At 66.5% G+C, this 22543-nt stretch carries 20 protein-coding genes; 14 read left to right on the top strand and 6 right to left on the bottom strand.

Going from position 1 to position 22543, the window contains the following annotated elements; translation table 11 throughout:
* Nucleotides 1-76 precede the first annotated feature (76 nt).
* Entirely contained in the window at nucleotides 77-1396 is a 1320-nt protein-coding gene (locus FB473_RS16340) for a UTP--glucose-1-phosphate uridylyltransferase (RefSeq protein ID WP_167171694.1), read from the top strand.
* 280 nt (nucleotides 1397-1676) lie between these two features.
* Here the strand turns inward: FB473_RS16340 and FB473_RS16335 are convergent, their stop codons facing one another.
* Nucleotides 1677-1856 (bottom strand): acyl-CoA thioester hydrolase/BAAT C-terminal domain-containing protein, encoded by a 180-nt coding sequence (locus FB473_RS16335; RefSeq protein ID WP_243864066.1) that lies wholly within the window; start codon nucleotides 1854-1856, stop codon nucleotides 1677-1679.
* Nucleotides 1857-2043: 187 nt separating this feature from the next.
* Here FB473_RS16335 and FB473_RS16330 point away from each other — a divergent pair, with 187 nt between their 5' ends.
* Nucleotides 2044-3783, top strand: a complete 1740-nt coding sequence (locus tag FB473_RS16330; protein ID WP_167171417.1) for a DUF885 domain-containing protein — start codon at nucleotides 2044-2046, stop codon at nucleotides 3781-3783.
* Here FB473_RS16330 and FB473_RS16325 read toward each other — a convergent pair.
* A complete protein-coding gene (locus FB473_RS16325; protein ID WP_167171414.1) occupies nucleotides 3772-4788 on the bottom strand; it encodes a LysR substrate-binding domain-containing protein in 1017 nt (338 codons plus the stop codon). The two genes, FB473_RS16330 and FB473_RS16325, sit on opposite strands and share 12 nt — an antisense overlap.
* Nucleotides 4789-5177: 389 nt before the next feature.
* Here FB473_RS16325 and FB473_RS16320 point away from each other — a divergent pair, with 389 nt between their 5' ends.
* A complete protein-coding gene (locus FB473_RS16320; protein WP_167171411.1) occupies nucleotides 5178-5462 on the top strand; it encodes a hypothetical protein in 285 nt (94 codons plus the stop codon).
* Nucleotides 5463-5486: 24 nt separating this feature from the next.
* Here the strand turns inward: FB473_RS16320 and FB473_RS16315 are convergent, their stop codons facing one another.
* Together FB473_RS16315 and FB473_RS16310 are read right to left on the bottom strand one after the other, a co-directional pair.
* A complete protein-coding gene (locus FB473_RS16315; RefSeq protein WP_208390874.1) occupies nucleotides 5487-6536 on the bottom strand; it encodes a hypothetical protein in 1050 nt (349 codons plus the stop codon).
* Nucleotides 6533-7180: a hypothetical protein gene (locus FB473_RS16310; protein ID WP_167171407.1), complete on the bottom strand. Its 648-nt coding sequence runs from the start codon at nucleotides 7178-7180 to the stop codon at nucleotides 6533-6535. The genes FB473_RS16315 and FB473_RS16310 overlap by 4 nt, the downstream gene beginning before the upstream one ends.
* Before the next feature lie 473 nt (nucleotides 7181-7653).
* Here FB473_RS16310 and FB473_RS16305 point away from each other — a divergent pair, with 473 nt between their 5' ends.
* Nucleotides 7654-8451 carry a pyrroline-5-carboxylate reductase family protein gene (locus FB473_RS16305; RefSeq protein ID WP_167171403.1) on the top strand — a complete coding sequence of 266 codons (798 nt, stop codon included), beginning with the start codon at nucleotides 7654-7656 and terminating at the stop codon, nucleotides 8449-8451.
* A 1-nt stretch (nucleotide 8452) separates the two neighbouring features.
* Nucleotides 8453-9229, top strand: a complete 777-nt coding sequence (locus tag FB473_RS16300) for a VOC family protein (protein WP_167171399.1) — start codon at nucleotides 8453-8455, stop codon at nucleotides 9227-9229.
* A 37-nt stretch (nucleotides 9230-9266) separates the two neighbouring features.
* On the opposite strand, the gene FB473_RS16295 is transcribed toward FB473_RS16300, so the two are convergent.
* Nucleotides 9267-10031 carry a hypothetical protein gene (locus FB473_RS16295; RefSeq protein WP_167171396.1) on the bottom strand — a complete coding sequence of 255 codons (765 nt, stop codon included), beginning with the start codon at nucleotides 10029-10031 and terminating at the stop codon, nucleotides 9267-9269.
* Nucleotides 10032-10368: 337 nt separating this feature from the next.
* Here FB473_RS16295 and FB473_RS16290 point away from each other — a divergent pair, with 337 nt between their 5' ends.
* Entirely contained in the window at nucleotides 10369-11163 is a 795-nt protein-coding gene (locus tag FB473_RS16290) for a deoxyribonuclease IV (RefSeq protein WP_167171392.1), read from the top strand.
* A gap of 175 nt (nucleotides 11164-11338) precedes the next feature.
* Here FB473_RS16290 and FB473_RS16285 read toward each other — a convergent pair whose 3' ends face one another.
* Nucleotides 11339-12385 carry a LacI family DNA-binding transcriptional regulator gene (locus tag FB473_RS16285; RefSeq protein WP_167171389.1) on the bottom strand — a complete coding sequence of 349 codons (1047 nt, stop codon included), beginning with the start codon at nucleotides 12383-12385 and terminating at the stop codon, nucleotides 11339-11341.
* A gap of 317 nt (nucleotides 12386-12702) precedes the next feature.
* On the opposite strand from FB473_RS16285, the gene FB473_RS16280 reads away from it, so the two are divergent.
* The 8 genes from FB473_RS16280 to FB473_RS16245 all read left to right on the top strand — a co-directional run bounded on the left by FB473_RS16280 (nucleotide 12703) and on the right by FB473_RS16245 (nucleotide 22469).
* Entirely contained in the window at nucleotides 12703-14007 is a 1305-nt protein-coding gene (locus tag FB473_RS16280; protein WP_167171386.1) for an extracellular solute-binding protein, read from the top strand.
* Nucleotides 14008-14172: 165 nt separating this feature from the next.
* The gene (locus FB473_RS16275) at nucleotides 14173-15009 is read left to right on the top strand and encodes a carbohydrate ABC transporter permease (protein WP_167171383.1); all 837 of its coding nucleotides are present in this window, start codon (nucleotides 14173-14175) and stop codon (nucleotides 15007-15009) included.
* On the top strand, nucleotides 14999-15922 hold the full coding sequence (locus FB473_RS16270; RefSeq protein WP_341770157.1) for a carbohydrate ABC transporter permease: 924 nt from the start codon (nucleotides 14999-15001) through the stop codon (nucleotides 15920-15922). Before FB473_RS16275 ends, FB473_RS16270 begins: the two co-directional genes overlap by 11 nt.
* Before the next feature lie 56 nt (nucleotides 15923-15978).
* Nucleotides 15979-16743 (top strand): SDR family NAD(P)-dependent oxidoreductase, encoded by a 765-nt coding sequence (locus tag FB473_RS16265; RefSeq protein ID WP_167171377.1) that lies wholly within the window; start codon nucleotides 15979-15981, stop codon nucleotides 16741-16743.
* Nucleotides 16740-18656 carry a heparinase II/III domain-containing protein gene (locus FB473_RS18535; RefSeq protein WP_208390873.1) on the top strand — a complete coding sequence of 639 codons (1917 nt, stop codon included), beginning with the start codon at nucleotides 16740-16742 and terminating at the stop codon, nucleotides 18654-18656. The genes FB473_RS16265 and FB473_RS18535 overlap by 4 nt, the downstream gene beginning before the upstream one ends.
* Complete coding sequence (locus FB473_RS16255) at nucleotides 18649-20760, top strand: heparinase II/III domain-containing protein (protein ID WP_208390872.1); 2112 nt, start codon at nucleotides 18649-18651, stop codon at nucleotides 20758-20760. Before FB473_RS18535 ends, FB473_RS16255 begins: the two co-directional genes overlap by 8 nt.
* Entirely contained in the window at nucleotides 20757-21368 is a 612-nt protein-coding gene (locus FB473_RS16250) for a hypothetical protein (RefSeq protein WP_167171374.1), read from the top strand. Before FB473_RS16255 ends, FB473_RS16250 begins: the two co-directional genes overlap by 4 nt.
* Before the next feature lie 117 nt (nucleotides 21369-21485).
* The gene (locus FB473_RS16245; RefSeq protein WP_167171370.1) at nucleotides 21486-22469 is read left to right on the top strand and encodes an acetylxylan esterase; all 984 of its coding nucleotides are present in this window, start codon (nucleotides 21486-21488) and stop codon (nucleotides 22467-22469) included.
* Nucleotides 22470-22543 lie beyond the last annotated feature (74 nt).

The following is a 22543-nucleotide window of genomic DNA, read 5'->3' as shown; positions in this document are numbered from 1 at the left end:
CCCTAGGGAGGAACAAGTGAACGCACACACCCCTGAACCCGAGCAGGCCGACGGGCTGACCCGCAGCATCGCCAAGATGCGTGCCGCCGGTGCCGATCAGGTGGCCATCGACGTCTTCAGCCACTATTACGAACTGGCCAAACAGGGGGCGACCGGCCTCATCAGCGAGGATTCCATCCAGCCGCTGACCGACCCGCCGAAGCTGGACGACGTGAGCGTCCCGGACGACGCGGCGTCCGAGGCGCTCGGCCGGACGGTCATCATCAAGCTCAACGGCGGCCTGGGCACGTCCATGGGCCTCGAGGCCGCCAAGACCCTGCTCCCGGTGCGTGACGGCAAGAACTTCCTCGACATCATCGTCGAACAGGTGCGTCATGCCAGGCGGGCCCACGGCGCGCGTCTGCCGTTGCTGTTCATGGACAGCTTCCGCACGAGGGACGACACCCTGGCCTACCTGGAGCGGTACACCGACCTGGCGGTCGAGGGACTGCCGTTGGACTTCCTCCAGAACCGGGAACCCAAGCTTCTCGCCGCCGACCTGACCCCGGCCTCGTGGCCCGCGGATCCCGATCTCGAATGGTGCCCTCCCGGCCACGGCGACATCTATACCGCGCTGCTGGGCTCCGGGATTCTGGACGAGCTGCTGGCCAAGGGCTTCCGGTATGCGAGCGTCGCCAACGGCGACAACCTCGGGGCCGCCCCGAACGCCCGCTTGGCGGGTTGGTTCGCCTCGACCGGTGCGCCGTATGCGGCCGAGGTCTGCACCCGCACGCCCAACGACCGCAAGGGTGGTCACCTGGCCGTCCGGCGGTCCGACGGCCGCCTCATCCTCCGCGACTCCGCGCAGACCTCGGACGAGGACCAGAAGTACTTCCAGGACGAGACCGTTCACCCCTACTTCCACACCAACAACCTGTGGTTCGACCTGCAGCAGGTGCGTGACGCGATGGTGGAGCGCAAGGGGGTGCTCGGGCTCCCGCTGATCCGCAACGTGAAGACGGTCGACCCGACCGACTTCTCGTCCCCCAAGGTCGTTCAACTGGAGACGGCCATGGGCGCGGCGATCGAGGCCTTCGACGGTGCCCGCGCGATCGCGGTGGGTCGTGACCGGTTCCTGCCGGTCAAGACCACCAACGAGCTGATGCTGCTGCGCTCGGACGTGTTCGCGCTGGCTGACGACGGTCGCCTGCTGACGACCTCGGCCATTCCCCTGATCGACCTGACGTCGGCCTACTACAAGCTGGTCTCCGACTTCGACGAGCGGGTGCGCGTCGTCCCCTCGCTCCGGCAGGCCACCTCGCTGGTGGTCAAGGGCGATTGGGTGTTCGACGAGCCCGCGCAGGTGGTCGGCGACGTCCTTCTGCCGGACGAGGGGGAGACCCGCCACTACCGCTGAGGATCAACGTGGAAGATTGTGGTTCGACTACGCACCACAATCTTCCACATTCATCGTGCCGACGCCGGGAACTCGTTTCGACAGGCTCAACGAGCGTTTCGACAGGCTCAACGAGCGTTTCGACAGGCTCAACGAGCGTTTCGACAGATGCCCCCTGAGCCTGTCGAAGGGCAACGGCGTTTCGACAAGCTCAACGGGCGTTTCGGGTGGTGGTCCCTGAGCTTGTCGAAGGGACGGAGCTCGTTTCGGCTGGCTCAACGGGCGTTTCGACGAGCGGGCCTCAACTGTGGCGGTGCAGGAACTCGACCGTCTGCTCGAAGGAGTTCCGGCCGGCCACCGCGTTGCCCCAGGGCGTGCCGCCGTTGGTGTAGGGAACGCCCGACACGGGGTGGACACGGGCCAGTTGTGTGCTCGGCAGGTTGGGCAGGCCGATGGCGTGACCGGCCACGGGGCCGATCAAGGTGCCAGCGCGTGACCGAACTTCCGCAACCAGTGGTGCTGGATGCTGCGACAAGGGGTGTTGAGCAAAGCGAGGGTGCCGGGAGCCACCATTGGGTAAGTTCTGTCACGCCCTCGTCCTGACAGATTCGTTCCTGTCGCCACGAACGAGTGCGACCCCGTCACCGAAGAGCCCTAGGGTGAGCGCCATGACCTCCGAACACCCCGACGCACCTCGCTCCACCCGCCCCGCCACCCCGGTCGACGAACTTGCCGAGCGCTACTACCGGGCGCGGCTCGATCTCTCGCCGATCGACGCGACCATGCTCGGCCTGTCGTCCGGCCAGGATCGCTACGACGACTTCTCGCCGGATGGGCACGCGGCACTGGCCGACCTCGCGTCCCGGACGCTGGCCGAGGCACACACGCTGCGCCCGGTCGACGAGACCGATCGCGTCACCCTGGCGGCCCTCGACGAGCGACTCGGTCTTGAGGTCGAGACCCACGATGCGGGCGAGGACCTGCCCGACGTCAACGGCATCGCCACGGGGCTGCATGCGATCCAGCAGGTGCACGACCTCATGCCGCAGTCCACCGACGACGACTGGGCGCTCATCGCCAGGCGTCTGCGGGCGGTGCCCGAGGCGATCGAGGGCTGGTTCGTCTCGCAGGACGCCGCCATCGGCGCCGGACTGCCGCCTGCGGCCCGCCAGGTGGACGTGCTGATCGAACAGTGCCGGGCCTGGGTCGCTCCCGGCGGCTACTTCGACTCCCTCGGTGCCGCCGCGGGCACCCGCCCCGGCTCGCTGGCGGGCGAGTTGTCGTCCGCCCTGCAGGTGGCCAAGCAGGCATTCGACGCCGCTGCGAACCGATTGGCGTCGCATCTCGCCCCACGCGCGGCGGATCGCGACGGGGTGGGTCGCGAGCGGTACCTGCTGGCGTCCCGGCAGTTCCTGGGGACCACGATCGATGTGGACGAGACCTACGCCTGGGGTCAGGAGGAAGTGGCGCGCCTCGACGCGCAGATGGCCGAGGTGGCGGACCGGATCGTCCCGGGAGCCTCGGTGGGGCAGGCGCAGGATGCGCTGGACGCCGACCCCCGCTACCAGATCCACGGGGTCGACGCGCTCGCGCGATGGATGCAGGAGCGCGCGGACGAGGCGATCCGCCTGCTCGTCGACGGTGGCCACTTCGCCATTCCCGAGCAGATCCGGCGGCTGGAGTGCCGCATCGCCGACACACACGACGGCGGCATCTACTACACCGGCCCCAGTGACGACTTCAGCCGTCCCGGCCGCATGTGGTGGTCGGTTCCCGAGGGCGTCGACACGTTCCGCGCCTGGCACGAACTCACGACCGTGTATCACGAGGGTGTGCCCGGTCATCACCTGCAGATAGCGTCGGCGATCGCGAACCGCGATCTCAACCTGTGGCGCCGCAACGGTGTGTGGGTCTCGGCGCACGCCGAGGGCTGGGCTCTGTACGCCGAGCGACTCATGCCCGAGTTGGGGCTGGTCACCGATCCCGGCATGGTGATGGGCCAGCTGGACGATGCCTCGTTGCGCGCGGTGAGGGTCGTCCTCGACCTGGGTATCCACTGTGGGTTGCCGGCCCCGGCATCGGTCGGCGGTGGCGAGTGGAGGTGGGACAAGGCATGGAGGTACTTCAACGACCACACCCGGCTCGCCGAGCCCAACGCTCGCTACGAGTTGCTGCGCTACTACGGCTGGCCGGGCCAGGCCCCCTCCTACAAGCTGGGTGAGCGCTGCTGGCTCGATCTGCGCGAGCGGGTGCGTGCCCAGGATCCCGGCGCGTTCAGCCTGCCGGAGTTCCATCGCGTGGCGCTCGACCTGGGGGAGTTGGGTCTCGATGTGCTCACCGATGCTGTCCTCGCGGCGTTCCCTGGTCCGGGTGCCCGGCCGGACGCGGGGAGCGGCTCAGGGGCGTGAGTCCGTGGTGGTCTCGGCGAGGTTCATGAGCGCGTCCACGTCGGGGCGTCGCCCGAGCATGGCCTCGCTCACCGGCCCGAGCGGGGTGGCGTGGGTGGGTGCGGGGTGCGTCAGCACCGCGTGCGCCACCGCGCGAGCCGCCCTGGTCAGGTAGCCGGCGGCGTTCCAGCACAGGGCGACGACGCGTCCGTCACCGCCCTCGGTGATGGGCCGGCCGACGATGCCGGACGATGAGAAGGCGTCGAGGGCGAGTTCGTTGAGCACACCTACCCCCAGCCCTGCCCGGACGAGGTTGATGAGGGTCTGGGGCTCCTCCGTGCGTCCGGCGATGCGGGGTGAGATTCCCCAGCGGGCGAAGGCGGCGGCGAACTCCGGGTCGATGGACGCGCCCGGCCGTGCGATGACGATGAGGTCCTTGCCGTCGAGTTCGTGCGGGGACAGGGGCTCGCCACGCTCACCGACGCCGCGGGCCGCCGGGAACACCGCGGTGAGTCGTTCGCGCCACAGGGGAACGTAGGCCAGCGTGCTGCCCTCGCTCTCGAGAGTGAGCGAGCGGATCGCCAGGTCGATGGTGCCCTGCCTGAGGGATTCGACGAGTTGTGTGGTCGTCTTCTCGGTGAGCTCGATCGCCACCCCGGGTGCCGATCGCTTCAGCCGCGACAACAACCCGGGCATGTAGCCGGCCGAGATGGACGGATGCGTCCCGAGTGTCACGGTTCCCCGTATCGCGCCGGTCGCGTCCCCGAACGCGTCCGCCGCCTCGTCCAGCGCCTGCAGCACGCGCCGGGCGTGGACGGCCATGATCACCCCCGCGTCCGTGAGGGTGACCGGACGGCGGCGGCGGTCGAACAGGGACTGACGTATCGCTGCCTCGAGTTGTGCCACGTGGGTGCTCACCCGCGGCTGCGAGCGGTGCAGCCGCGATGCCGCCTCGCTGAAGCTCCCCGTGTCGGCCACCGCAAGGAACGACTCCAGCCACTCGGGTTGAAAATGCTGATGTATCACGACTCCCTCGTCACTACTCGTTCACCCCGCCGGTGGGTGGGTTTCCCTGGGACGCTCCGACGCGCCGATGCCGGTGCCCGCCCTCCACAAGTGATGCATTCCGCTCTCGAGAGGTCGCGCTTCAGTGTATAGGATCTGTGCGCTCATCCTGGTTGGTATCCAATCTGACAAGCGCGGTTGTAGCCCTCCGGCTGGTCGTTGCCCGCACGCGCTCGCACCGAACCCTCCCGTGGCGCACCCGGCGGCGGTTATGCTCGTCGCGTCTGGGCCACGGTGTGCCATCGGCGGCATCATCCCTCGTGGGGGCGGGACGACGAAAGGGAATGGGCATGGATTGGTGGAGCGATAAGCGGCCCAACGACCCATACGGGCTCCGAGAGCCGTTCCCGATGGGTTCGGGCAATTCCGAAAGCACCCCGATCCACTCCCCGGTGGGGCTGCTCGTGGTCGGGATCGTGATGGTTGTGGTGACCGTCGTCTTCGGGGCTTTGGGCGCCTTCATGTACCTCACCGGTCGCGCAACGGACGACACTCCCTTGTGGCAGTTTTTCGCGCTGTGGCTGGTCATGCTCGCGCCCGGGGTGTACATCACGCGGGTCGGAGCTGTCCGGGTGGCCTGGCAGCGCCGCTATCGGCGGCTCTCGGGCACAGACCCTGAGATAGACCGCGGCTGACCCTTCGGTAACGCCTTGCCGAGACTACGTCGGATCGTCCTCCGAGCGCCGGGATGCCCGGTCGTCCCCCGGGATGCCCGCGAGGCCGTCGGTGGCCAGTCCCGCGTCAACGAGCACGCCGAGGATGTGGTCGACGGTGGCCTGCCGGGGTTCGCGTCCGTCGGGTAGCGGCGGGCTCGCGGCGAAGTAGCCCCCGTGCCCGGTGTGGCGGAGCGCGCCGAGGCTGACGACGGTGAGACGACCCTCGCGTCGGGCCCGATTCCAGCTGGAGTTGCGGAAGATCGGCCACCGCCGCGCGAACAGCACGAGACCGAGTTCCTGCGCCCTGTCGCTGTCGCCCCGCATGTGCCAGATGCGCAGGCAGCGGTCGAGGCCCGGGTCGGACGACAGGATGCCCGCCATCGACAGCAGCCTCACGGGCACCCCCAGGGCGGCCAGGTGCCAGGCCGCGCCGGCGGCGATCTGGGCGCCGCCGCTCCAGCCGAGCAGTGTGACAGGTCTGTGGTGCTCGGGCACGTAGCCGTGGCGCACGAGCGCCGCTGCGATCTGCTGGGCGACGGCAAGGTTGAACACCGGTCCGTAGCGTTTGTCGGAGCTCACGAACATCTGGAAGGCGTTGCGCAGGTTGATGAGGAAGGACAGTGCGCGCCACCGGGCCTTCTCGTGCTTCCAGACCGACAGGGTGCGCCACAGGCGGGCCAGACGCCGCCCCTGTGTGAGGGCGGTGTTCTCGACCGAGTAGGGGTAGATCTGCCATATCAGGGTGGTGTGGCCGACTCGCTGCTGTAGGAGGTCGATCAGCGGGGTCTCGACCACGGGTAGCTGGTCGGGGCTGCTGATACCGATGCCCGACAGGTAGACGAGATAGTGGTCGGTCTCGGGAGGAAGCGCGTCGGGCATCTCGTCGTCGGGGTCGTCGCCGGGTCGTTGGAAAGCCTCTGCCCGAGTGGGCCAGTGGATCGCCTTGTCGTCGAGGTCTCCCCGGCGCCACCAGCTCATGGCCTCGGTGGGGGCGACGAGCCCCGCGATGATCAGCGCCACGACGATGACGACGAGTATGTGGCCGAGGGTCATCGCCGGGCCTCCATCGTGGAACTGGCGAGCACGTCCTCGCTTGTGAGTCCTTTTGTCCCGCTGACCAGCCGAAACACACGTTCGCGGAGTCGCAGGGGCGAGTGCTCGACCAGCCAGCCGAGTGCGGTGGTCGCGAGCCAGCCGGCCGCGGCGACCGTGAGGGCGATCGTGCGCCCGACGTCGAGCACCGGGATGAGCAGCGCCCACAGGCAGACCAGGTGCCACACGTTGAGGCCGCGTGCGATGCCCGGTCCGCTGTAGGGGACGGCCACGAGGAACCCCAGCCAGTAGGGGGCGGACGACAGCAGTACCGGTGTCAGCAGGTCCATGACGTTGAGCGAGGCACCGGTCACCACGTGGCCGGCCAGTGCGATCATCAGGGCTTCCAGGGTTCCCGTCAGCACGGTGCCTATGCCGGACGCCAGCATGGTGAGCATGCGCCGGAAGCCCCGCACCCGGTTGATGGCGAGGACGACACCATGCCCCAGGGTGATGGAGACTCCCGAGATCAGGGCGACGGCGACCGGCACCCACCAGCCGAATCGCGTGCCCGTCGTCAGCGCGGTGGGATCGAGCCGCATGGCCCGGTTCGCCGCTGCCAGCAATGCCCCGAAGAAGTCGCCGATCAGCTGCAACACCTCCACCCGGCAAGTGTTTCATGACCGGGTCGCGCTCGCTGAATGCCGGTGCCGAGCGCGTCGAAATGGAGGCTCGGGGTGCCGGGCGGCCCGCGAGTCCGCGCCCGGCCACGGACGGCGCCGTGCCGGTCGCTCGGTGCAGTAGGCTCCCCTCATGGGCAGCAGGATCGGCGCGCATCTGCGGATCGATGGCCAACACGAGCCACGTCGCGAGTCGGGGTGCTCCGCGTGCTGTTGTCGTCCGTGCCCGACGATCGGCTAGCCCGTAGGAGGACGCCTCCGAACGAGGCCGGACGCGCGGGGGTGTCGTCCTGTCGCCGGGATCTTCCCGCTGCCGCGGTAAGGCCGGGATCCGGGTGCCCGCCATGGCGGTGCCGGGCCGGTCGGTCCACCCTCATGACCACTCACAAGGGCCGCGATGCCCACCATCGACAACGGTGGAGCCGTCGCTGACGCCCAGAACCACTGAAAGGACTCCGATGACCACGAACCTCTACTTCGTCGGCGGCGGCAACATGGCCGAGGCGATCATCGCTGCGGTGGCGAGCCGCCGGACAGGCTTCCCCATCGGGACGATCCATGTCGAGGACGTCCGGCCGGAGCGGGTGTCGCTGCTCGCGGAGAAGTACGGGGTGCTGCCCGCGGGCCCGGTGGATCGTCCGGACGCGGGCATCGTCGTCATCGCCGTGCGTCCCCAGGACGATCTGGTCGGCGTCGGCCGTTCCGTCGCCGAGCGCTTCGGCGCAGACACGGTCGTGGTGTCGATCGTGGCGGGCTACACCATCAAGCAGCTGGAACAGGTGCTCGGCGCCGACCGCCCGATCGTCCGCATCATCCCGAACACCCTGACCACCACGGACTACGGCTACTCGGGGGTCGCGCTCGGCGCCCACGCCACGCAGGAGTCGGTCGAGGGGTTCCTGTCGACCTTCGGCAAGACGCTCTACGTGGACGAGTCCTTGATCGACGTCATCACGGGCTTCTACCCGCCCAACATCGTGTACCACTTCGTCGATGCACTGATCGACGCGGGTGTGCTCGCCGGGCTGCCGCGTGACATCGCCACGAAGATCGCGATCGACAACATCGTGGGCGGCATCAACCTCCTGACCAGCGAGGACGTCCTGCCGCAGGTGCTGCTGCACCGGAACAACTCGCCCGCCGGGGTCGGCATCAACCTGCAGTACGAGCTGGAGAGGGGCGGGTTCGCCGCTGTCATCCACACGGCGGTGCTCCGTGCCGTCGCGCGAACCACCGAACTGGGCAGAGGGGAATGACATGACCACTTTCCGCTGGGATCACACCGTCCACTACGTCAACGACCTGGAGGCCGTGCGCGAGGCATTCGGCAAGTACGGGCTGGTCGCCGAACCGGGAGGCAGGCACGTCGGGCACGGCACCAAGAACGCGCTGGCCTATTTCGGGCTCAACTACGTCGAGTTCCTCACGATCGACGACGCCGAGCAGCTGAAGCCGGACGACCCCAGTGAACTGGTCTTCTCGGACGCCGCGAACTACCTGCCCGATTCGGAGGGATTCTCCCGCGTGGCACTGCGCGTGCATGACATCGACGAGGCGTGGCAGGAGCTCCGGGACAAGGGGCTCGCGGTCTCGCCGATCGCCGCGGGGAACCGCACCACGCCCCAGGGGCAGGAATTGCGGTGGCGGATCTTCACGATCTCCGGCACCGACGGCGGCCTGCCGTATCCGTTCGTCATCGATTGGCAGGTACCCGACGACGTCCGCCTCGGTCAGCTGGCCGGCAGCGGCCTGCTGGGAAAGCACGCCCAGGGTGAGGTCACCACGAGCCGCGCCGTCATCGAGGTGGACGATCCTGCAGCGCTCGCCCATCGGTGGGCGGAACTGTTCGGCCTGTCCCCGGTGAGCCCGACCGAACTGGGCATCGGCGAGCAGGTGCTGCAGTTCGTTCCGGGGCCCGCCAACGCCATCGTCGAGCTGGTGTTCGGCGTCGCGCCCGGGCCCGGGGACGACACCCCGGCCGGGCCGGGCTTCGACTTCCGGCTGGGCGGGGCGCGCTACCGCTCGGAGTCCTGACCCGGTTCGGGACTCCGAGCGGTAGCCCGGGATGTGGTCAGCCCGCCAGCCAGTTGCGGAGCGCGGCGGCCAGTGGTGCGGGATCGGCCATGAAGTCGTACTCCTCCCACGGCTGGGCGACCACGTCGACGGCAGGCAGGGCCGTGGCCAGGTAGTCCCGTTGCGCGGCGGGTGGGTGCCCTTCGGCGTCGTGCGACAGCCACACGGTCGCCGAGCCGGATGGCTGTTCGCGGAGGTTGGTGAGCCAGTCGAAATCCGGTTCGACAGCGGCCGGCGGCCAACGGCGCTCGTCGTACGGCTGCCGGAGTTCTTCGACAGCCCGCAGGCTGGCCTCTAGCCTGGCCCGGATCTCAGGTCGTCGGCTCAGGCCGCGGGCTGCCAGTTCGTAGGCCGCCTCGGGCAGGCGGCCTCTTTTGAATAGCGGGTCCATCAAGACAGCGGCGTCCGATGGATCCGGTGCAGTCTTCTTCGCCTCCGCCAGCCGCTCGAAGAAGTGCCGGTCGACCCTGCTGGCTCTGCCGAAGCCATCGTCGGCGGTCGACGTCGAGACAGGGTCGATCAGCAGCACGCGGGCAGCGATGCCATCGGTCAGCAGACGGGCCGCGGTGTTGCAGCCCGCCGCGCGGGCGACCATGGTTCGGGCTGGGGCCGTCTCGGCGCGGATGCCGGTGAGGGCGTCCTCCGCCTGAACGAGGGCCATTATCGAGTTGACGGTGGAGGCAGGCCAAGTACGGGCCCCGGGTATCAGTGGTTCCACCAAGCCGAGCCCGTGAGCACCGAATTGGGGGTCGATCAGCAGCACGGAGGTCACAAGTGCTCCTCAGGGAAGATGATGGCGACAACCCCAGGCGCAGGCAACGCCATTTCCTCCGGCGCAGATCGCGCAGGCGGCCCAGTCGACGGGGTTGAGGGCTGCGTTGAGGCACTTCCACGTACAGTCATCAGCGACTTCTAAAGATTCGGTGCTGAGTTGATCTTCCGATCAAGAAGCTAGCGCTCCTCGGTTCCGACGCGCAGCACAACTGAGATTCTTGTCAAGGTTTCGAGTCCCCGACCCTATACCGGTCGGGTGGCAGCAGCAGGACGCGCACGTGGGCGGCCGGTTCCGTGCGGAGGACGGCTCGTCATAGGCTCGACCCATGAGCATCGAGATCGGCGCACATGTGGGCCCGGGCAACCCGATCGCTGCCGCCGAGGCTCGCGGCATGTCCATCGTCCAGATTTTCATCGGCGATCCGCAGGGGTGGAAGGCCCCCGTGGTCGACTACCCCGGTGGCGCCGCGGCGCTCAGGGTGGACGCGCAGGCCGCGGGTGTCGGCCTGTATGTGCACGCGCCCTACGTGATCAATGTCGCGTCCACGAACAACCGCATCCGCATTCCCAGCCGCAAGCTGCTGCAACAGCAGGTGAGCGCCGCAGCCGAGATCGGGGCGCGCGGGGTCATCGTCCACGGCGGGCATGTCACTGCCAACGACGACCCGGCTGCCGGGTACCAGAACTGGTTCAAGGCGGTCGACGGCCTGCACATGGACTGCCCGATCCTCATCGAGAACACCGCCGGCGGCGCCCACGCCATGGCCCGCTACGTCGAGTCGATCGCCAAGCTCTGGGATGCCGTCGGCGCCGCCAGGGATTTCACCGAGGTCGGGTTCTGCCTCGACACCTGCCACGCCCATGCCTCGGGCGAGGACCTGGACGGGTTACCTGATCGCATCCGGGCGATCACCGGACGCATCGACCTGGTGCACGGCAACGACTCCCGTGATGCCGCGGGGTCCGGCGCCGACCGTCACACCAACCTGGGGCAGGGACAGATCGATCCCGACCTGCTCGTTGCGACCATCAGGGACGCCGCCGCCCCGGTGATCCTGGAGACGCCCGGCGATGTGGCCGAGCACGTCCGTGACCGGGACTGGCTGTTGGAGCGCTTGTAAGAGGTCCAGTGATTATTGGGGTTGATCGTGGGTCATAGTCGACCCACGATCAACCCCAATAATTTTCGCGGGTTCGATCCCGCACTCCAGCCACGCGCAAACGGGTCGCGCGTCCTCATGCCGGGGCTGCGGTCAGATGTGGTACGACCCTCCGCCGATGTGCCAGCGCGCGTCCTCATGCCGGGGCTGCGGTCGACTCCCTGACCACCAGTTCGGGACGGAAGAGCAGCGAACTACCCGGTGTGGGGTCCTCGGTCTCGACGGCTGCGTGCAGTGATTCGAAGGCGGCCGCCGCCATGTCCTTCATCGGCTGCCGTACGGTCGTCAGGCGTGGCGCGTAGAGCTCGGCGAGCATGATGTCGTCGAACCCGGCGACCGATATGTCGCGTCCCACCTCGAGCCCGGCGTCGCGTATCGCGCGGCAGACCCCGATCGCCGTCATGTCGTTCACGGCGAAGATCGCCGTCGGGGGCTCGGCGTTCGCGAGCAGCTCCGCCGTGGCCGCGCGGCCGACCTCCGCGGCTTCGACGTCGCCGAGGGGAGCGTCCGCACTGCCACCCCACACCGTGATCTCGTCCTTGGCGATCCCGGCGCGCTCGGCCGCATGCAGGAATCCCCGCAGTCGTTCCGTGCGGTTGATGCTGCGGATCGCTCCCGAGACGAAGGCGATGCGGCGGTGCCCGAGTGAGGTGAGGTGGTTGCCCATCAACTCGCCCCCGACCACGTTGTTGACGCTCACGCTGACGAGCGAGGGCGGGTCGGTGGCCTGGGCGCTGCGGTCGAAGGCCACCAGACGCAGGCCCTGATCGAGCAGTTCGGTGACGTGTTCCAGGGAATGGAGTGACGAGCACAGGACGATGCCGCGCACCCCCTCGGCCAGGAGTTCGTCGATGTAGTGGCGCTCGCGGTCGGGGTCGCGCTCGGAGTTGCACAGAAGGACGTGGTACCCCTCGGCGAGGGCGGCGGCTTCGAGGTACCGAGCCAATGCGCCCCAGTAGGGGTTCCCGACCGATGGGACGACGAGCCCGATGACGTCGGGCTGGCCTATGCGCAGCTGGCGCGCCGCGCGGTTCGGCCGGTAGCCGAGGTCGCGGATGGCCGACTCGACGCGTTGCCGGGTGTGGGGATGCATCTTGTCGGTTCGCCCGTTGAGCAGGTTGGACACCGTGCTGGTCGACACACCCGCGGTGCGCGCGACGTCGAGGATCGTCACTCGGGACATGCAGACCTTCGCTCCCTGGGCTCCAAGCATCAGTGGTTGGTGGACGAGCTGCTCGATGCTCGGTAGATCGTTCAACTCCTGAAAACGAGGATACCGCTTCGTACGATCGCGCGCCAGCGGCGCGCCGGTGGAGGTGTTTAAAGCTGTCAGAGCCATATTCCTGTGAAGGCCTTTCGGCTTCGGGACAGTGAGTCCCGGTCGGGACTTGACGTTGACTGACAGATCTGCCTAACCTTTGGTGCAACGTTGCACCAAAGGGTCGCGGACGACCCCGTGTCAACACCTGTCGTATCAATGCGGATCGAAAGGGTCACGCCATGGAACTCACCCGAAGGAGCCTGTTGGCTGCCATGGGCGTCGGGACGACGGCTTTGCTCGCCGGCTGCGGCGGTTCGAACTCCAGCTCGTCGAGCACGGGCAGCGCCGGGGGTGATCCCGCAGACGTGTCAGGGGATATCACGTTCCTGTGCGCACTGTTTGAGGGAGCCACGGGTAAAGAAACACTTGAGGGAAACTTGCTGAAGACCTTCAATCAGCAGTATCCGAACATCAATGTCACAATTGACTACACCAATTACAGCAAGCTCAACGAGAAGATCACCACGGCTCTTGCCGGCGGGCTGATGCCCGACGTCTTGACGCTCGGTGTCGGTTGGATCCCTCCGTTCGCCAACAAGCATGCGATCGCGCCGATCGCAGATTCACTCGCGACACGATACGCTTACCAGAGTCGAGTGCTCGAACCCGCGCGGTTCGATGGAAATCTCTATGGCCTCCCGATGGTGCTTGATGTTCGTGTCGGCGCGTATCGCAAGGACTTCTTTGCTGAAGCCGGGATCGATGCGCCTCCGACGAACTGGACCGATCTACGAAAATTTGCCAAAGAACTTACGGTGCGTGACTCAGGCGGATCAGTTATCCGAGCTGGCTTCGATCCATTCTCAATCGATCTGCGACAGGGATGGGAGACCTTTTTGTTCGCCAATGGCGGCGAAATGTTCTCGGAGGATGGTCGAGAAGTTCTCTTCGGCGGCGATGAAGGTGTCGAAGCATTGCAATTGTACATCGACCTCGTCGGAGACGGTTCGGCCATTTTTGCGAACGAAACTCCCGAAAAGGGCATGCCCTCGTCGCTTCAGTCAGGAAATTCGGCCATGATGATGACTGATAACTCGCTCATGCTGACACTTCTTGACCAAGCTCCGGAACTCATTCGAGACGACAAAGTTGGATGGTTCGCAGTTGCGAACCCGACTCCGGCGATCTTTCAGGGCGGAACTATCGTTTCGCAGTCAGCAACGTCCAAGCATCCCGAAGCGGCGGCCGCACTCGTCGAGTTCCTGGGAGGTCAGGATGCCGTGCTAGCGGCCTGCGCTCAACGAGGATCAGTTCCTGGCATGGACGAATTGTTGACTTCCGACTTTGTTGCCGGGAATCCGTTTGTGAAGTTTGCACTTGAGAACCTCGATAAGTCTCGTCCCGAAGGTGGCACTCCAGCCTGGATGGAAATTCGCGAGAAGATCAAGCCCACGCTTCAGAGTGCGGTCGTGGGGCAGCAATCGGCAAGGGCGGCAATCGATGAGCTCACTGGGATTGCTGAAGCTGCAATAGCGCGGTTGTGATGATCACAGTGCCAACCAGAGAAAGAGAGGTGGACCGTGACAGTCCTGACCCGCGAACAAACTATTGGACGAGATTCGGACGATTCTGTGAGGTTTAGGCCAGCGACACGACTACGTCGGCAGCGTCGACAAGCCAGCGCGGCTCGTAGGCATGCGGGCGCCCTTATGGCCGCGCCGGCGATGCTCCACCTGACCATCTGGATCGGCGTGCCAGTGCTTGCTGCATTTGCGCTCTCCTTTACGTCATACGACGTTCTGTCCTCGCCGGAGTTCATTGGTCTCGAGAACTACATGGACCTTCTACACGACTCGGTTTTTCGTCGTGCGATGATCAATACGCTTGTCTATGTGTTCTTTGTGGTACCAGTTGCAATGGCGCTCGGGTTGCTGATCGCACTTATGCTGAATATGCAAATTCGAGCACGAGCACTGTTCCGTACTGCAGTGTTCATCCCGCAGGTCACAGCGACGATCGCAGTTGCTTTAGTCTGGTTGTGGATTTATGATCCGCGAAGTGGCTTATTCAACGCAATCCTGAGTTTTTTTGGATTCCCGACTCATGACTGGTTGTCATCTACGACGCTCGCTATGCCAGCAGTGATTCTCGTGGGGATCTGGCAGGGAATTGGATTGAAGATGCTCATATATTTGGCCGCTCTCCAGGCTTTGCCGGAGGATGTGTATGAAGCTGCCGCGGTCGATGGGGCGCCGAAATGGCGTCAGTTCTTCAGCATCACGCTCCCACTGCTGAAGCCGACGACGTTCTTTGTGGTTGTAACGTCTGTGATTTCAGCTTTCCAAGCTTTTGATCTGATCTATATTCTGACAGATGGCGGCCCAGCCAATACGACATCAATGATCACCTACGAGATCTACAAATCGGCGTTTCGCGAGTTCCGGATGGGGTACGCCTGTGCTCAGTCGATTATCTTGTTCGTAGTTCTCGTCATCTTAACGATTATTAATCGTAGGATTAATGGAGGCGACCGCGGTGACCGTTGATGTCGTGAAAAGGACGCCATCTGCGCGCCGACTAGAGAAATCGCGGCCGTTAGTCTGGTCGGCAATCGGTCGAATTGCGTTGTACTCCTTGCTCGGCATCATTGCGGTCGTGATGGTGATGCCCTTCGTGTGGATGGTGCTGACGTCCTTGAAGTCGTCGCAAGATTTGGCAGCGTCACCCCCGACTCTGCTTCCAACGGAATGGAAGTGGAGCAACTATGCCGAGGCGATGCAAGCCGCACCGTTCGTAACGTACGCGCGCAACAGCTTGATCATCGCAGTCAGTCATACTGCTATCAATCTAGTCATCGCATCAATGGCAGGATATGCGTTGGCAAGACTCAAGTTTCGAGGCTCGAATCTCGCATTCATGGCGGTGCTGGGTGCACTGATGATTCCGACCTATACCAAAATTATCCCCGAGTTCCTGATTGTACGGTTTATGCCGTTGTTCGGTGGGAATGACCTCTTTGGTCAAGGCGGTACCGGCTGGCTCGACACATGGTGGGCTCTTATTGTTCCGGGTGCTGTGACTCCATTTGCTGTCTTTCTGTTCCGACAATTCTATATGGACCTTCCGGTTGAACTGGAGGAAGCGGCGCGACTAGACGGGGTGAGTGAACTGGGTATATGGGCTCGAATCATGACGCCGCTGATCAAGCCCGCTTTCATCACGGCCGGCCTTCTAACCTTTGTGGATTCGTGGAACAACTTCTTGTGGCCACTAATCGTGACTCACAGCGATTCGATGCGGGTCATTCAGGTTGGTCTGTCAGTTTTCAGAACTGAGAACGGAACCCAGTGGGCCTATCTGATGGCGGGAACGACTCTGGCGACGGCGCCGATGGTGTTGCTGTTCATCCTCGGCCAGAAGTACTTCGTCCGCGGGTTCGCCAACGCGGGCATCAAGTAACCACAACATCTGGGACGACCGGCGGTGTGCCGGCGTCCGGAAGGAGAGGAATCGGCATGGCAATGGATATGACTGGCGTTCGCGTACTAGTCACGGGCGCCGGGCATGGCATCGGACGCGGGATAGCGCTCGGGCTCGCCGCGGCCGGGGCGGACGTCGTGGTGCACCACGGGCACTCACCGGAGGAGGCGGCCGCGACGGTCGCCGACATCGAGGCGCTCGGTCGCCGCGCCATCGCGATCCAGGCCGATGTGACCGATGCGGACGCCGTCGATCACCTGGTCGGGGACGCGGTCGGGTTCCTCGGCGGGCTCGACGTGCTCGTGTGCAACGCAGGACATCTGGTCGGGCGGGTGAGCGTGGCCGAGATGTCCGACGAGCACTACGAGAAGGTCGTCGACCTCAACCTGGGATCCACGTTCCGCACGTGCCGGGCCGCCATCCCGTACCTGCGCGAATCCAGCAGGGGCCGGATCGTCACCATGTCCTCGCTTGCCGCGCACAATGGAGGGGGTCCCGGCTCGGTGATCTACTCCGCCGCGAAGGCCGGTGTCCGGGGGTTCACGAAGGGACTCGCCAAGGAACTCGGCCCGTCGGGGATCACCGTCAACGCGGTCGCCCCGGGATACATCGGCGGGACGTCGTTCCACGGCGTCTTCAGCACTCCCGAGGCTCAGCAGAAGATGGTCGCGGGAGCGCCCATCGGGCGTGGCGGGACGGTCGAGGACGTCGCGGCTGCCGTCCTGTATCTCGCCTCGGACGAGGCCTCTTTCATCACCGGCACCACGCTCGACGTCGACGGTGGGACCTGGCCGCGGTGATCGGACCGGTCGAATCGGCGACCAGCACCGGGGAGCCGCAGAAGAAGGTGGACCTGCCGTACACACGCGGCGGCTGGTGGCACAACTACGTGTGCCCGGTCCACGGCACCGAGTTGCTGCCGCAAGGTATCCCCGGTGCACGGCCTCCTGCGGGCGGGCTGCCCTGTGAGTACGGATGCGGCGTCGACACCGAGGACGTGAGGGGAGCCTGGCTCGTCCTCAGTCATCAGGCCTGGGCGCGGCGGGCCGATGTGCAGGCGTATCGCGCGGCGCGCACGGACGATCCGGTTGCCCGCGATGAAGCCGTCGCGCTTCTCACAGGGCTCGCCGACGTCTACGCGAGGGTGGCGATGGGGGGCGAGAACGAGCAGGCGCAAGGCTGGATGCTGCGCGGGCGGCTCTTCCAGCAGGCTCTGACCGACGCGATCTGGTCGGTGTCGATCGGGCACGCCGCGTGGTCGCTCGCCGGCACACGGCCTGGCGGCGCGCCCGAGCTCCACCCACTTCTGCCGGTGCTCGACCAGGCGGTCGAGGCAGCGCGTGCGGGGCGGCAGCACCTCGTCGATGACGGTCACTTCACGTCCAACTACACCGCGTGGCTGAACGCATCGGGACGGGTCTGCGGCGTCGCGGCATCCCTGATCAGGGGAGAGACGCCATCGACGGGTGTGGACGACGACTGGGTGGGCGGCGAGTACGGACAGATCGCGCACATGCTCGCATCGACCACGCGAGGTGGTTGGGAGTGGGAGGCGACCACCTACTACCACGGGTTCGTCCTGCGCGCGTACCTGCTGTCGCTGCGCGGCTGCGAGCCGACCCTGTTGCCGGAGAATGCCCGGGACCGGTTGCTGGCGATGATCGGTGTGCTGGAGGATCTGGCCACGGACGGCGGGATTCTGCCCGCGGTGCACGACGGCCCCTACCGGCGAGCGGGACTCGCGCTCGAGTGGATGGAATTGTGCGCGCTGAGCGACGCGTTCGCACGGAATCGGCGTCTCGGAGCAGTCGCCGACCGGGCGGGCAGGGATGCCGGAACTCAGGCGGACGATCTGGCGGACGAGATCCGCACGATCCCAGGAGGGTGGTTCGGCGCTCCCGCGCTCGAGGTGCCCGCTCGTCCGCGGGCGAGGGTGGCGGTGGACGAGGAGTCCGGCATCTGCGTGCTCCGCGCCGATGGCATCCATGCCGTGCTGGACTACGGCCCTCACGGAGGATCCCACGGGCATCACGACAAGCTCTCGCTCGCCCTCTACGGTGCGGTGACGCCGTGGCAGCCGGACCCCGGTCAGGTTCCGTACGGCCACCGGGCCTGGCGTGCGTACTACGCCTCGGCGGCGGCGCATCCGACGGTGCGGGTGGACGACCGCGATCCTGCGGAGGCGACCGGGACGCTCATCACCCGCACCGCCGACTCGGTCACCGTCTCGGTGACCGGCGACGAGAACACCTGGTACGAAGGCGCGCGGGCGATCCGGCACGTGGCCGTGGCCTCCGGTTACCTGCTCGACGTGGTCCGTGCCGCTGCGGATCGTCCACGCCGGCTGACGCTCGGTCTGAGACCTGACGTCGACCTGACCGTGCGGCAGAGCGGTGATCTCGTGCGAACACAGTGGAACGGTGAGGAAACCCTGTGGGGTCTGCACAGGGGGTTCCGCGACTCCGCCGCGCCCGGCAACGGTGTGCTGGCGATCGCCCACCCCGGGCCGGGGCCGGCCGACGACCCCCAACGCGTCCGTACCCATGTCGACTGGACTGCCGACGGGGCGACCACCGTGACATGGGTCTCGGTGTTCGAAGCCGGAGCGGCGACCGTGGTCGACGTCCAGGTCGATGGTGCGACCGTCGTCGTCCGGCATGGCGACGGCCGGGTGGACCGGCATCAACTGCCCGAGCAGGTGCTCCATGACTGATCCGATCGCGTCCGGCGGTGACGGGGCGCCTGCCACCACGCACACCATGCTGTTGCTGGACGACGAGCGCCTGCGCGACTTGCGCGGGCGACTGACCGGTGACCTGGCACCGCAATGGCGACGTCTGGCGGAGCAGTGCGATCTCTATCGGCGCATGTCGCCGCCGGCGGCCCACCCCATGGCCAGCATCACCTATCTGGGCCCCGCAGCGGCCAACCTCGCGCTGGCATACTGCCTGACAGGGCAGCCGCACTATCTCGAAGAGGCCTGGCGATGGATCGAGCCGGCGATCGGGTTCGAACACTGGGGCCGAGCACACATGCCGGATCACGACCTCGACGCCGGTTGGCTGCTCCATGGCCTTTCGCTGGCCTTCTCATGGTTGGGGAACGACCTGTCCGCGGGACGCAGGGAGGCGCTGCGCGGGAAGCTTTCCCTCCAGGGACGGCGGATGTACGAGTTCGCGCTCGAGTCGACGGGGTCGTGGTGGTCCAGTTCGTTCTGGCAGAACCACCACTGGATCTGCCATACCGGGTTGGCCGCCGCGGGCTACGTCCTCGGTGAGCGTGCGTGGACCGACCTGGCCAAAGACTCGTTCGATGTCGTCGTCGATGTGCTGCCCGAGGACGGATCGGACATGGAGGGGGTCGTCTACTGGCGGTACGGGGTGCCGTGGATCGCGATCTACCTCGATCTGCTGCAGCATTCCGAGGGCATCGACTGGTGGCAGCGTTGTCGCTTCCTCGCCAACACCTTCTGGTACAGGTTGCATCAGGCGGCTCCCGGCTATGAGGAGATCATCGACCACGGCGACTGCCACGATCGGCGCAGCGGCCACAGTGTCGCGCTCTACCGCATCCTGGCTTCGCGCTATCGCATCGGTGAGGCCCAGTGGCTGGCGGATCGCGTCGCGGACCGTTTCTTCTGGCGCGAGGCCTACGAGAGCGGCGTCCGCCCGGGCGTGCTGCCGGAGGCATGGGCCGAGTTGCTGTGGCACGATGCGAGCGTCCCGCCCGTCGATCCCGCGACGACCACGCCCCGCCAAGCGGCTTTCGGCGATCTCGGTCTCCTCGTGCACCGCACGTCGTGGGACGCCGACGCGACCGCCTACTCGTTCAAATCCGCACCGGGGGGTGGTCACAAGGCCTGGACCGTGTCGCGCAGTCTGGACGCGAGACACGGCTGGCACACCCTCAATGCGGGCCACCATCACCCGGACGCGGGTTCGTTCGTCCTCGTCTCGCGGGGTGCGTGGCTGCTGGTCGAGGACGGCTACGCGCGTCACAAGCTGGCGGGCAACCACAATCTCGTACTCGTGGACGGGAAGGGTTTCGCCGGCGAGGGCGATTTCAACGCCTACGGGGACGCGCCGGCAGACCGTGTGGCCGACATGACCGATGTGCTGGCCGAGCAGGGGTTCCTGCACGGCACGGCACGCGTCGGCGCGATGTACCCGCCCGAGCTGCGGGTCGCCTCGCTCGAGCGCACACTCGTGGTGATGCCGTCAGGCCGCGCCGTGATCGTGGATCGCGGGTTGTCGGACGCCCCGCACGCGTGGACGCTGCTGTTCCATTCCGACCATCCGGCGGAGCGTGTCGATGACGGAACCGGCATGGGAGTCGTGCGGCGAATGCTCCGCAACGGCCGGGCCGGTGCCTGGCTCACCGTGCATTCGGCCGGTGCGGTGGCGAGCCAGGGTGTGACCGACGTGGTGGCGAACCCGACCTCGAGCACTCCCGACCTCGTTCTCGCCCGTCGGCTGCACACACTGCGGGTGACCCCGGTGGTCGCGCCGCAGCTGCTGGCAGTCACCGTCATCGAGCCCTTCGACGCGTTCGCGCCGACTGCTCCCCAAGCACAGCTGCAGCCCTGCGGCGGTTCGACGACGGTCGACCTCGGCTGCGGTGAGCGGGTGCTTCTCGCCGGAGCGGACGGCATCATCGAGGCCGACGACCTCGTCACCGACGCGCGGGCCGTGCTCGTCGCCTCCTCCGAGGCTGGCGGTCGTGTGGCGGTCGTCGGTGCGCGGCATCTGGAGATGGGTGGACGAGGACTGGTCGATTCCGCGATCCCGTTCACCGGCGTGTTGGAGGTCGGGAGGTGACCGCACGCGCACGAGAGGTCGCACGGCGCCGGCACCGGCCCATCTTCTGGTGGCTCGACTACCTCGCCTATCCGGCGATGGCGGGCGTGGCGTTCGTCGTCCTCGCCCTCGGCGTCGTCACCTGGCTGCCCGCGCTCGCAGCCGCCGGTCGGGCACTCGACGGTTGGCGAACCAACGGCGACACGAGTGTGCTCACCGGGACGTTCCGCGCCTTCCGGCGCTATGCGCGCGTCCTGATGCCGCACGCCGTGGTCTCGACGCTCGCCCTGGCGCTACTGGCGATCGACGTGATCTTCCTCTCGGGCCGCAGCGGCCCGGTAGCCCTGGCCCTGTTCATGATCTGCCTGGGGCTGGTTCTCGTGCTGCTGATCTACCACGTCGCTCTGGCCGTGGTCGCGGCGACCCGGCCGGACGAGTCGGTGGGCGAGTGGATACGGGGGGCACTCTGGTTCGCGTTCGGTTCGGTCACCAGGGGGACGGCGCTGCTGGGCGCGATCGTGGCGGCCCCCATCTGCTCACTCCCGATCCCGCTGGGCCCGCTGCTGTTCTCCGCCACCGCGCCGGTGCTCGTCGGGCTGCTCGTCCTCGATCGTACGAATCCGCAATAACCGCAATTGAGCTCATGGTCGGGGTCTCATTTCGCGCTGGTAAGAAACCGGCCTGGGAAACTTCCACTTTTCTTTCCTGACCCAGTCACCACGATCCAACCAGGAGGAAACAGATCCATGGCATTCTTCGACAAGTCGCTCGACGAACTGCGCCGCTATCGTCCGGCGCGCGAGGAACCAGACGACTTCGACGCGTTCTGGCAGACGACCCTGGCCGAGTCGCCGGTCGATTCCTCGGTGCTGGCGTGCGAGCCCTTCGAGACCCCCCTGGCGACGGTTGAGGCCTTCGACGTCACCTTCTCGGGCTGGTTGGGGCAGCCGATCAAGGCCTGGTTGTTGCTTCCTCGCCATCGCACCGGCCCGCTCCCCACGGTCGTCCAGTATCTCGGCTACAAGGCGGGACGGAGCGTTCCGTGGAACTGGTTGACGTGGACCGCGTTCGGGTTCGCGCATGTTGTGATGGACAACCGAGGGCAGGGTGGCGGAGGCAAGACGACCGGTATCACTCCGGATATCAATCCGTTCGGGCACGGTGCGTCCGCGCCGGGTTTCCTCACCAGTGGGGTCGAGGATCCAACGAGGTACTACTTTCGCCGCCTGATCACCGATGCCGTCCGGGCGGTCGACGCCGTCAAGCTCCTACCCGCGGTCGACAGGGATCGGGTCGCGGTGCTGGGCGGCAGCCAGGGCGGTGGGCTGGCGCTGTCGGTTGCCGGGCTGCGTGACGACGTCGCAGGCATGATCGCCGACGTGCCCTGCCTGTGCCACTACCGGCGGGGTTCGCAGATCACCGATCAGGGCCCCTACGCGGAGATCTCGCGGTTTCTCATGAGCCACCGATTCGAGGTCGAGCCGGTCATGCGGACGCTGTCGTACTTCGACGGGGTCAACTTCGCCGCGCGTGCGCGCTGCCCCGGCTGGTTCTCCGTAGGGTTGATGGACAAGATCTGCCCGCCGTCGACGGTGTTCGCCGCCTACCACGCCTATGCCGGTCCTTCGCAGATCGAGGTCTTCACGTACAACGGGCACGAAGGTGGCGCCCAGTACGACGTCCCGCGCAAGCTCGGCGCCTTACAGGAGGTTCTCGGCGTTCAGGGATGAATGGGGTCACCACACATTGGGGTTGATCGTGGGTCGAGTATGACCCACGATCAACCCCAATAATCCTGCGGGTG

Origin of the sequence: Brooklawnia cerclae, assembly GCF_011758645.1 — a bacterium.
Classification (GTDB): domain Bacteria; phylum Actinomycetota; class Actinomycetes; order Propionibacteriales; family Propionibacteriaceae; genus Brooklawnia; species Brooklawnia cerclae.
The sequence above is the reverse complement of the archived record's forward strand: the minus strand, read 5'-3'. Positions and strand labels throughout refer to the sequence as shown.